We start from the raw sequence: 11,341 nt of genomic DNA, 5'->3' as shown, positions 1-11,341 counted from the left end.
TTTTGCAAGCCGTTTGACAGGATCGCGAGCGGCGACTGAAAACAAGCCAGTCCCGATTCGCTAACCGAGCCGTGCGAGACCGTTGGACAGGCGCTTCTGGTGTCGAGCCGCTAACCTTCCGATGGGCACAAGCCAAGTCGCACCTGCGGGATCTTGCCAGTGCTGAATAGAACGACGCTCGATCCGGAAACCCGCGTTCTCTACGGCGACAGCCTTCAGCCCCCTCCGGGCTATGTCTTCGACGCTGCGATCGCGACGACTTTCTCGCTCGATTTCGAAACCGCGCTCGCCGCACCCGTCAGCCTCGCCCTGTTCGCGGCTGAAAATCGCGACGACATTCTCACCCACCCGCTGGCGCTGCTCGAAGGCGCCGAGCGGATCGCTGGACGCCTCGTCATCTACGCCGATGCAGGGCATCTTCATGCTCAAAGCCGCCCTCATTCACGGCTCTGCTCTCTGCTCGAACGCATCATCGTCGAAGTCGCCGCACCGCGCGAAGGTGCGTTCCATCCCAAGCTCTGGGCTCTCCGCTATCGGCCGACGCGCGCCGAAGATCCGACGCTCCTGCGGTTGCTGGTGCTCTCGCGCAACCTTACGCGAGATCGGTCCTGGGACATCTCGCTACGCCTCGACGGCGAGCTGACGCGCCGTCCCGATGCGAACAACCGGCCGCTCTTCGATCTTCTGAGCCGACTGCCAGACCTCGCTGTCGCCGGCATCTCCGACGATGCGCGCACACTGACCGCCGAGGTTGCCGAAGATATTCGGCGCGCCCGGTGGAGCGTGCCCGACCGGTTCGACGAGGTCAGCTTCGCGGTCAACGGGCTTGGCGGGAAAATCTGGCAGCCTGCGTCCTGCGCGCGACTGGGCGTCATCTCGCCCTTTTGCGATACCAGTGCGCTCAACCTGCTCAGCGGGCTGCCGACAGCAGAAAAGCCCGTCATCATCAGCCGGCCGGATCAATTGGCTTGCGTCGACAGCGCCACACTGGACGCTTTTGAACGCGTTTCCGTCCTCGACGAAATGGCCGCAAGCGAAGACGGCGAGGAGGTCTCCACCAGCGCGCTTCAGGGACTACACGCAAAGGCATTCATCGCCGAGACGGGCTGGGACACGATCCTGACGATCGGGTCCGGCAACGCGACGCGTCCTGCCCTTCTGTCGGGCAACAATGTGGAGCTCTTCGCTTCGCTCAGAGGCAAGCGATCTAAGGTCGGCAGCGTCGAGCAGATCATGGGCGAGAAGGGCTTTGGGCGCCTCACCCGCACCTTCGTTGCCAGCGAGCTTGAACCCATTGATCCCGCCACCATCGCCGCAGAGGCCCGGCTCGACGACGCACGCCGCGCCTTGTGCCGCGGTGGATTGCGCCTGCGCTGTGAGCGGATCGAAAGCATTGACGGCGATGCGCACCCGTGGCGCGTCTGGCTCATTCCCACGGAGCCGTTGCCGCTTGTCGGCGTCGCCTCGCTGCAGGTTTGGCCCATCACCCGAGGAGATGGCCATGCCAGCGATGTGCTGGATGCCCTTCGCGCAGGAACGGCCGTCGATCTCGGTGCCATGCCGATCGTCGACCTCACCCGCTTTCTGGCCTTTCGGTTGACCGCAGACGGTGCCCAGGTGTCAGCCCTGTTCAGCACCAGTCTGGTGATGGAAGGCCTTCCACCTGAACGCCATGCCGCCATTCTTCGCTGGGTGATCGACAGCCGAGATGCGTTCTTTCGCTATCTGCGGCTCCTCTTGTCAGAACTCGGCGATCCATTCGGCGCGGCCTTGGCGGCGCAGGAAGGTTCCGGCAGCATGGCTTGGGCCAGTGCCGCCGACGACGCACCGCTCCTGGAAGATATGGTTCGCGCCTTGTGTCGTGGAGGCGAAAGACTTCATGCAATCGAACGCCTGATGACGCGATTGGAGGCTGGCAACGATACCGGCGCCGATCCGATACCCAGCGATTTCCGAACCCTTTGGGATGCTTTCCGCATTGCCCTCCAGGATCAGGGCCTCAGCCATGACGGATAACCGGTTTGAAGCCGAAGCTGCCCTCGCTCCGCTGAAAGCCTTTCAGCGTCGTACAGTCGATTATGTGTTTGACCGGCTTTACGGCGATCAGGATCCCGTGAGGCAATTTCTCGTCGCGGACGAAGTGGGCCTTGGCAAAACCATGGTCGCGCGCGGCGTCATCGCCCGCACTATCGAGAAGCTTTGGGGCAGCACCGACCGGATCGATATCCTCTATATCTGTTCCAATCAGGCGATTGCGGCTCAGAACATCAATCGGCTCAATGTGCTTGGCCGACGCGAGCTGGCGTTACCGACCCGCATGACCCTTATACCGCTCCAGGTCCGGGGCGATCAGGGGCTCGACGCCAACAAGGTCAACTTCATCAGCCTGACACCAGGCACGACCTTTGACCTGCGCTCGACCACAGGCGTCACGCAGGAACGCGCCTTGCTGCTGCGGATGCTCGAAGACCGGGTGTCGCGGCCGCGCGGCCTGCACAATCTGCTTCAGGTGTCCGCCGGTGTTGATGGCTGGAATACCGCCGTCCGCGAACTGTCTCTGGATGGTGTTGATCAACGGATCATCGATCGCTTCCGCCGCGACGTCGAAAAAGATGCCGAACTATTCACGGAACTGGAGGCGGTCTGCGACCTCTTCCCGCGTCGCCGTGAAGCCTATCCTTATGAGCTGAACCAGCGGCGCAATGCCTTGGTCGGTCGTCTTCGCGGCAAACTCTCGCACGCCTGCATCGACGCCCTGAAACCCGACCTGATCATCATGGATGAGTTTCAGCGGTTCCGCGACTTGCTCCACGGCGAAACCCCGGCTGCTGACCTGGCGCGCGAGCTGTTCGACTACTCGGACGGCAAGGGTCATGCCGCGCGCACGCTTCTGCTTTCCGCCACACCCTACCGGATGCTGACATTGTCGGGTGACGAACCCGATGACGGCGAACATTACCGTGATTTTCTGGAGACCTTGTCCTTCCTCTACGGTCGGACCAACGGTCCCGACGTGGCTAAAGCGCTGGAACGCGAAATGCGCGAGTTTCGCGGCTTCCTTCATGCCCTGCCCGGCGCGCGCAACGAGGCCATCGGCGCGCGCCACGTCGTCGAGGACCGGCTGCGCAAGGTAATGGCGCGCACCGAACGCGTGGCCAGCACCATCGAGCGCGACTCAATGGTGGGCGAGCCGCCGATGGCCATCACGATCCTGCCATCTGATCTACGCCAGGCCGCAGCAGTGTCGGACGTTGCGCGCGCCCTCGATGCGCCGGAGATCACCGAATACTGGAAGTCCGCGCCCTACCTCCTCAACTTCATGCGCGACTATGCGCTCAAACGGCTTCTGAAAGATCAGCTCGACAAGCCGGCGCCCAATCTGTGCGCTGCGCTCGAACGCGCACGGCCTGCCATGCTCGATCGCGACCGGCTTGACGCCTACGAGCCGCTCGAACCCGCTAACGGTCGGATGCGCGGCGTCATGGATGACGTGTTCGGCGATGGTCTCGATCAACATCTGTGGATCCCACCATCCCTACCCTATTACGGTCCCGAGCGATCCGGGCCGCCGCTGACCAAGGCGCTGATCTTCTCATCCTGGTCGATGGTGCCCGATGCGATCGCGTCAATCCTGTCCTACGAGGCCGAACGCCGCATGGGCGTTGGCGCTTCGGGGCAGCGATATTTCGGTCATGTTCGCCCACGCCCCATCCAGTTCCGGCAAAATCAAGGGCGGCTAGTCGCCATGCGCGCAATGCACCTGGTCTATCCGTCGCCGACCTTGGCGCGCCTTGCCGACCCTCTTGCGATCTTTGGAGCGTCAAACGAAACCCTGTCGGTCGAAGCCATGCGTAAAGCCGTCGCCGACCGCTTGCGCGAGAGCGTCGCCGCGCTCGCCGAGCGGTCAGGCGACACCGCAGATGGCCGCGATTGGGAATGGGCTGCCCCGGCCGTCATCGACGCCATGGCGAAAGCCAGCTCCGTCGCCTGGGTCAACTCGCCTTACGGCTTCGCCCTCCTCGGCAACGAAGAGGGTTTCAAGGAGCATGTCGCCGAACTGCGGACTGTGACGACCGAACGCACCTTTGGACCCGTACCGGACACGCTGATTGACCTTCTGGTCGATGTTGCTCTCGGCAGCCCCGCAGTCTGTGCGCTGCGCGCCCTGCACCGGATCGCGCCCGATCTCGCTTGGGACGATCATCGACTGCTGAAGGCAGCGAACCAGATCTCCTGGGGTTTCCGCACGCTTTTCAACCAGCACGACGCCGTCGCCCTCCTCCGCAAGGACGACGATGACCGCTATTGGCGCCAGGTGCTCACCTACGGCGTTGAGCATAACCTTCAGGCCGTTCTCGACGAGTACGTCCACTATCTGCTCGACGCCGAGGGCTTGGGCGCCAAGCCAGCCGTCGATCGTATCGCTGGGATCAGCAAGGCGATCTCGGAGGCGTTGGCCATTCGCCCCTCGCAGATCGATGTCGAAGATCCAACGGTCGACGGTAAGAAGCTGGTGATCAACAAGTTCCAGATGCGCGGGCGCTTCGCCATGCGCCTGGCCGACTACAAAGACGAGGAAGGCGGGGCCGCACGCCTCTCCAGCGTTCGCGATGCCTTCAACTCACCGTTCCGACCCTTCGCGCTGGCCACGACCTCTGTCGGACAGGAAGGCCTCGACTTTCACCCTTATTGCTATCGGCTCTATCACTGGAACTTGCCCGGAAATCCCGTCGATCTCGAGCAGCGCGAGGGGCGTGTCCACCGCTTCAAGGGTCACGCTATCCGCCTAAATCTGGCGCATCGGCAGGTCGACGTGGTGCGTGGGCGCGAGAGAGATCACGATGATCCCTGGCAGATCATGTTCGACGCAGCTCGCGCCGAGACCGAGAATGACTCTGACCTCATTCCCTACTGGATTTACGAAGGGCCGGTGAAGGTCGAACGCCGCGTGCCCATGCTCCCGTTCAGCCGCGAGGTCCGACGACTCGAGTGGCTCAAACGAAGCCTGACCGTCTATCGCCTCGCGTTCGGACAACCGCGTCAGGAAGACCTGCTGGAGTATCTTCACAGCCTCATGGGAACCGCCATGGCGGCAGAAGATCTCGCCGACCTGCAAATCCGGCTCCAACCGTGAAGTCGCGCCGCTCAGTCGCCTTCAACGGCAAGTGCCTTGCAGCGCTCCCCGACCAAGGCGATCACCTTCTCCTGCGCTGTCTTGGCGGCCTCAGCCTCGGCCGCGAAGGCAGGTAGCTGAAGCCCCTGCGCCCGGTCGGCCACACGCGCGGTCAAGTCCGCAATCGCAGTCTCGGCATCTCCGGCGGATACGCCGATTGTCCGCGCCAGCGCGAGGAAGTCCTGGCGCGTCAGACGGTCATCCTTGCCGTTGAGCTTGAGCGCCATGCGATCGCCCCCCAAACCCGGGAAGACGCGCGTGGTGACGGCGTCGTAGAGCGGCGCGAAGCGCACGCTCGTGAAGGCCTTGGCATCCACCTCGGCGACTTTGAGCACAGCGAGGTTCTTGAGATGCATATCGCCATCGGCGATGAGCCAGGCGAACACGGCCCGGCGGAACAGGATATCGAGATCGCTGGCCGGATCGGTCGACAGCGGTCGTAGGCCGCGCGCCATCCGCTCGATCGTTCCGTCGTATTTGGCGGATGCTGGAAGGTCCAAAATGGAGCAAAAGTCCTCCATCGCCAGACGCCGCTGATCCGCTGGCCCGCGACGAATATCGAACCGCTCGACGACCAGTGCAGGCGACATGCCGTCGGGCATCTCCAGCAGCGCGGCGTCGGGCACATCGAACCCGGCCGAGCGGCCAAGCTCCAGGCAAAGCCACTCGACGACCGGTAACGTCTCGAAGCCCGCCGTGCCGGCGGGCTTGAGGATATGGGTGAACGGCTGATCGATGGCCGGAACGAGGGCGCCATCAGGCATCAGGCTCATCGGCGCCTTGATCTGGACGCCCGACAGGCGCGGCGTTTCCGCGCGCGCGAAGATGCGCGCCAGGTTCTGCTCGAAGGTCTCCTCGATCTCGCCCCGCGCCGGACCGGCGTAGCGGCCCGTGAAGCGACCGGTGTCGATGTATCCAGCCAGTGTTGTCGTGAGAATGTCAGCAGGCAGCGCTGCCAGTTCTTCTCGACCCTCGACGATGACGATGTTCGACATATATCGCCGTCCGCGCCGGAGCGCCTCGCGTTCATCGCGTTCGTGGAGAACCTGCGCCAGCCAGCCCTCGGGAAGCAGCGATTCGATGAAGGCCGGCAGCTTGCCCGGCGTGGTTTCGCGCACGAGGGCCGGTCCCGCTCGACGCCCCGGCTTCCAGCGCCATTCAAATCCATCGTGGGTCAGCCGGCCGAGCGGCTCACCGTGCCATGCGACGAGGAGATCGAGCGCTGCCTTGTTGACCGGCGCCTTGGCAACGCCCGGCTGTGCCAGCAGGAAGCGTTCGGCGCCTTCACCTTCGCGATACCATTCGTTCTCGCGCGCCAGCACCCAGACGGCGTCGGCCGCGGCTTGAGGCGTCCCATGCTCCTCCACCAGGCGCGCCGCCATCTGCGCACGCATTTCGGCGGTAACCGCGCTCGCATGTTCGCTGCGCAGGCGGAACGCTTCGAGAAAGCGCTGGCGTGGCGATGAGGCATCGACGCGCAATTCGCCCAGGTCGTCGCCGATGACCGCGATCGCGGTCGATGGATGCTTCGGCGCTTCGTTCTGGATGATCTCGAGCGTCCGCAACCGCGTGCGCTGGTTGCGGCGGCCGCTGATAAACAACCGTCCGTCCGGCGTCGGCGCGAGCAGCGCCGCGCTTGCCGACGACAGATAGGCGTTGGGATAGAGATAGTGCGCAATACGCACCGCATGACCGAGGATCGTCGCCTCGATGTCACCTTGGTCATCGACGTAAACCCCGCGCACGAGCTGGATCAACTCACCGGCTTGCGCGCGCTGATGCGCGCGTTTGGCGTCAATTGTCTCACCGACTAGATGAAGAGCCATAGGATTATCTCGCATCTCAGATGCGCGTTAATCCCACCATCCGGCTCCGCGTGCAAGAATTATCGCGCATCTGAGATGCGCGATAATTCCAGCGCTTAAAGAGATTGGAGCGCGCCGACCCGGAATGATCGGCGCGCTCCAGAACAATCATGCCGCGAACGGCACGCAGCCAGCCCTATGGCGACTGGCCTAGCGGGCTCCGAGCGGGTTCGCCGCCATCCCCGCCACCGCCCTTGATCCGCCCCTCGCGGCGGCTTCTCCGACGGTCCCGGCGCTTCTGGGTCCCGGTCCCCAAGCTTGAACGGTCAGGGCGTCGTCGATTGATCGAGCGAGGTGGCCTGCACGATGGCGCGGAAATTCTCCAGAAACTCGGGGTGCCGCCCCGCGAGAAATCCCTCGATCTCGGGCTTCGCCAGCAGGCGCTCGATAAAGCCGGACGCCACGACCAGGACCAGCATGTCGTCGCCATAGGAGACCTCAAGCTCCTTATAGTCCTCGCTCACGGACGCCATCTCCCGTTCGAGACGCCCCATCTGCTCGGCCGACAAGCCCGTCGCCTTCTTGAGTTCGTCAGGCTTGTGCAGATCCGACGGCTTCGAGGTCGCCAGGAGCGCCTTGGCATAACTGACCGTATAATTGTTCGCCGACACCATCAGTTCGGCCACCTCAAGCTGACGGATCGGCTTCATCTTGCGCAGCTTCTGGAAGGCGTGGTGCCCTACCGGCTTGTCCTTCAGCAGCTCGGCGACATCCCCGCTGATCCCTGCCAGAAGATGCCGGCGCTGGCGGATCACCTTCACGTCGACATTGAGCGCGCGCGCCAGCTTTTCCTCCGACACCCCACGATCGAGCGCGCGCACGATCATGTAGTGTTCCTGGATCGTCGCCAGCCGGTTGACCCGCTTGTTGTAGGTGAAGGACTCGTCGTCATCGGCGACAACGCAAGGAGCCTCGGTCGCACCAAGAAACCGCAGGGCATCCAGGCGCATGTGTCCGTCGAGAAGAAGGTAGCTGCCGCCCTTCTGGCGCGCGATCGACAGCGGCTCGATCAGCCCGACTTCCGCAACAGATGCCGCAATCCGGCGATATTTGACGGACTCACGCACCCCTGCCGGCAGCGCCTTGGTCGCCAATAGGTCGGCGATCGGGAGGGCTAGGATCTTGCGCTCGAAGGCGATTTTGACCGTATCGGACATCTTACGCCTTCGTCGGTCCGATCCGCTCGGCCAGTGCGCGCGGCAAGGTGCTCAGCCCCTCCGCCCGCAGCAGCGTCACGAAATGATCGTCGGCCAGCAGACGCCGCATGGCGTTGGCGACGAACAGTAACCGGCTGCGCGCCAAGGAGGCGCGCTTGATCAGCAGCTTCTGCCGTTCCGTCTCGCGTTGATAGGCGCGGATCAGGCTCTCCGATGTGACCGGCTTTTGGGTGCGACCAACCCGCGATCCCCGCTTGTGAAGCTGCTTGCCGCTGGTGTTGCGCTGTTCGATGATCTGCCGGATCGCGAGCACCTGATTGCCTGGGATCGACTTCTCCTCATAGGCCTGCGCCAGCGCCTGCTGAACCTCGCCTTCCTTAGCGCGGGCGATTTCCATCGCGATCGAATGCGGGATGACGCCGCGCTCGACCGCCGCGATCAGCTTCTCCTCGCCATTGTCGAGCAACAGGCAGATCGCACTGACATACTCGACGGAGAAATCGACCTTGGCGGCGATCTCCGAGTGCGAATAGCCCCGGGCGCTCAGCGCGCCGATAGCGTGAACCAGTTCCAATGGGCTGTGCTGGCGCCGCGCAAGGTTCTCGACCAAGCTCATGACGTAACAATCTTCCTCGGCCGCATCGATCACGATGGCCGGGATTTCGGTTTGGCCGAGCGCGATGAAGGCCTCGAGGCGACCCTGACCGCACACCAGGTCAAACCGCGTCTTTCCGGGTCGCTGGCTGACCGTGATCGGCTTCTTCAGCCCGAGATGGGCAATGCTATTCACCAGCTCCTGGAAGATTCGCTTGTTGCGGACCCGCGGGTTGAGAATGGTGATCAGATCGACCGGCACCGAGCGGATTTCGGGGGGCGGCGCGCTCATGCGGCAACCTTCAGCGGCACGCGGCGCGTCAGATCGAAAAACGCCTCCAGCGTATCGAAGCGGTAGGCATCGAGCAGGATGCCGTTCTCTGGTGCGAGCCGCAGATTCGGCGTGGCGCCGACGTCCAGCCATGGCAGCAAGTAGTAGTCGTGAATGGCGGCGTTATCTTCCTGCATCCGCGCCACGATGGTGATGCTGGGCCTCAACCCGCTGTCGAAGCGCACCTTCCAGCGCAGCCCGCCGGCGGGGCTGATGTGGCACCGAGAGATCACCAGCGAGGCCGTGAACTCGTCGTTGATATGCAGGAGGTCGGTGATGGGGTCGCGGCGCACCGTGCCGCCGGCCGCGCCAATATCGGCGATGACCTGCGCCACGACATCGGGATGCAGTGTCCGCAGCGTTCGATTGGTCTCGATATAGCGATAGTCCCGCGACGGGGCGTACCCGACAAGCTGATAGGCGCGCACCAGGCTTCCGAAACGGTGTCGGAACGTCGAGCTGGACGGCATGTCCTCGACCTCGTCGATCACGAGGCCCGACAACCAACCTTTCTCAACGAGCAAGGCTGACAGCCGACCAAGAAGCTCCTCGTCAGTGAAGCGGCGACTGCGCTCTTGAATAATCCGCTGGGCCGCTTCGAAGAAATCACGCTCGACGATCGCCTCGAAAGCCCCATCGCCCCGGACCCACATATCGGGCGTGTTCACCACCCGCTTCGCCTTCAGCTTGAAGGACGCCCGATTATAGACGTTGTTGCCGATGTACTTTTCATTGGTCAGCACCTGGTGAACGGTTCCGCGCGTCCATGGCCGACCAAGATCGGTGAGGATGCCCTCATCATTGAGGGCTGCGGCGATCTCCGTTTCGGTGCGGCGCTGGACGACGAACATCCGGTAGAGACGCCGGACCACCTCGATTTCTTCAGGTGGCCCCGGCCTGAGGACGACCCGGTCCGTTTGCAGGCTCTTCTGCTCTCCATGATTGAGGACCGCTTTGGGCTGGCGATGCTCATCGACGAGATAGCGGCGTAGGCCAAAGCCCGCGGCACCGCCTTGACGGAAACCGAGGCGGATCAACCGGCATTGGCCAGTAAAAACCTTCACCGACAGCTCACGGCTATATTCGCCAGCCATCGCCCGCTTCATGCTCTTGATGATCGTCGCGCTCAGGCTGCCATCATTCTCGAACTGCTCAGCACAGTATTGAACGGCGATCCCCGCTTCCCGGCAGATGAACTCGTAATAGGCGCTCTCATCAGCGTCCTGGAACCTGCCCCAGCGGCTCACGTCATAGACTAGGATCGCCTTGAAGTCGGTCTGACCGCCTCGCACGTCGGCGATGAGCTGCTGAAGCGATAGCCGACCATCGAGCCGAAGGCCGCTCTTGCCCGAGTCCTCGTAGGTCTTCACAATCTCGAAGCCACGCCGAGCGGCGTATTGGGCGATGATTTCGGCCTGGTTCTCGGTCGAATATTTCTGATGCTCCGTCGACATACGGACATACCGCGCAGCGCGCACCGGAGGCCGCAGCGATGCTTCAGCAGTGACCGTCTCCGATAGGTTCATCACACCGGCTGCTTTCGTTTAGGCTCCGAGCGGACAGGTTCGACTTCCCACCAAATCTATTGGGAGTCAGGACGAATGTCGTTCTCCGAGAAAGACCGAAAACTTCAGTCGAAAACTGGAAATTCTTTTCCGTCGCCTCAGTCAGTCGAGCCGCTCGCGACAGCGATCGCCACGGCGCTGAAAGCGGAATTCGGCAATACGCCCTCCGCCCACAAGACCGTGGCGCAGCTCACGCGCTCAAACGAGCGCGCGGTTCGCAACTGGTTCGAGGGGAAGAACAGCCCGAGCGGCGAAAACCTGGTTATCCTGATGCGCCACTCCGATCTCGTGCTACGCACAATGCTCGGCCTGGCGGATCGGCAAGATCTGGTCCTGGCGATCGGTCTGGCAAGTCTGCGCCGACAGCTCGTTGATGCGGTCGCCGCGATCGATGGCCTGCCGTCAGGATGAAAGACGCCGGTCAATCGGGCGCGCCGGCTGACAACGTCGACTGGAGGAATTTGGGTATGCTCGCGGAGGAAATTGTCTCGGACCTTTTAACCCGGGAAGTCCTAGCGCCTTCTGCCGCCCGGCCTCCGTCATCGCCGGGGTTTTATGCTTGGTGGTGTCGCGAGGAGCAACTCAACGACGCGTTTCCTAGCATCCCCAAGGAAAATAGACCGCCAGTGCCTACGGTGTCAAACGGCTTGCAAAAT

At 63.0% G+C, this 11,341-nt stretch carries 7 protein-coding genes; 3 read left to right on the top strand and 4 right to left on the bottom strand.

The window, feature by feature from the left end; all coding sequences use genetic code 11:
- Window positions 1-159 precede the first annotated feature (159 nt).
- Both C5708_RS19295 and C5708_RS19290 read left to right on the top strand, forming a co-directional pair.
- The gene (locus tag C5708_RS19295) at window positions 160-2,016 is read left to right on the top strand and encodes a phospholipase D family protein (RefSeq protein WP_242923630.1); all 1,857 of its coding nucleotides are present in this window, start codon (window positions 160-162) and stop codon (window positions 2,014-2,016) included.
- A complete protein-coding gene (locus tag C5708_RS19290) occupies window positions 2,006-5,134 on the top strand; it encodes a hypothetical protein (protein WP_242923629.1) in 3,129 nt (1,042 codons plus the stop codon). The genes C5708_RS19295 and C5708_RS19290 overlap by 11 nt, the downstream gene beginning before the upstream one ends.
- Before the next feature lie 11 nt (window positions 5,135-5,145).
- Here the strand turns inward: C5708_RS19290 and C5708_RS19285 are convergent, their stop codons facing one another.
- The 4 genes from C5708_RS19285 to C5708_RS19270 all read right to left on the bottom strand — a co-directional run bounded on the left by C5708_RS19285 (window position 5,146) and on the right by C5708_RS19270 (window position 10,646).
- Window positions 5,146-6,999 carry a type II toxin-antitoxin system HipA family toxin gene (locus tag C5708_RS19285; RefSeq protein ID WP_242923628.1) on the bottom strand — a complete coding sequence of 618 codons (1,854 nt, stop codon included), beginning with the start codon at window positions 6,997-6,999 and terminating at the stop codon, window positions 5,146-5,148.
- 305 nt (window positions 7,000-7,304) lie between these two features.
- Entirely contained in the window at window positions 7,305-8,195 is an 891-nt protein-coding gene (locus C5708_RS19280; protein ID WP_242923626.1) for a plasmid partitioning protein RepB C-terminal domain-containing protein, read from the bottom strand.
- Window position 8,196: 1 nt separating this feature from the next.
- Window positions 8,197-9,081: a plasmid partitioning protein RepB C-terminal domain-containing protein gene (locus C5708_RS19275; RefSeq protein WP_242923625.1), complete on the bottom strand. Its 885-nt coding sequence runs from the start codon at window positions 9,079-9,081 to the stop codon at window positions 8,197-8,199.
- On the bottom strand, window positions 9,078-10,646 hold the full coding sequence (locus tag C5708_RS19270) for a recombinase family protein (protein WP_242923624.1): 1,569 nt from the start codon (window positions 10,644-10,646) through the stop codon (window positions 9,078-9,080). The genes C5708_RS19275 and C5708_RS19270 overlap by 4 nt, the downstream gene beginning before the upstream one ends.
- 75 nt (window positions 10,647-10,721) lie before the next feature.
- Here C5708_RS19270 and C5708_RS19265 point away from each other — a divergent pair, with 75 nt between their 5' ends.
- On the top strand, window positions 10,722-11,096 hold the full coding sequence (locus tag C5708_RS19265) for a hypothetical protein (RefSeq protein ID WP_242923623.1): 375 nt from the start codon (window positions 10,722-10,724) through the stop codon (window positions 11,094-11,096).
- Window positions 11,097-11,341: the final 245 nt, after the last annotated feature.

The sequence above is a fragment of the Caulobacter sp. CCUG 60055 genome, assembly GCF_022750545.1.
GTDB lineage: Bacteria > Pseudomonadota > Alphaproteobacteria > Caulobacterales > Caulobacteraceae > PUIC01.
The sequence above is the reverse complement of the archived record's forward strand: the minus strand, read 5'-3'. Positions and strand labels throughout refer to the sequence as shown.

Coding starts and splice junctions, on each gene's coding strand:
- C5708_RS19290 (WP_242923629.1), top strand. CDS start 2,006: ATGACGGATAACCGGTTTGAAGCCGAAGCTGCCCTCGCTCCGCTGAAA.
- C5708_RS19285 (WP_242923628.1), bottom strand. CDS start 6,999: ATGGCTCTTCATCTAGTCGGTGAGACAATTGACGCCAAACGCGCGCAT.
- C5708_RS19280 (WP_242923626.1), bottom strand. CDS start 8,195: ATGTCCGATACGGTCAAAATCGCCTTCGAGCGCAAGATCCTAGCCCTC.
- C5708_RS19275 (WP_242923625.1), bottom strand. CDS start 9,081: ATGAGCGCGCCGCCCCCCGAAATCCGCTCGGTGCCGGTCGATCTGATC.
- C5708_RS19270 (WP_242923624.1), bottom strand. CDS start 10,646: ATGAACCTATCGGAGACGGTCACTGCTGAAGCATCGCTGCGGCCTCCG.
- C5708_RS19265 (WP_242923623.1), top strand. CDS start 10,722: ATGTCGTTCTCCGAGAAAGACCGAAAACTTCAGTCGAAAACTGGAAAT.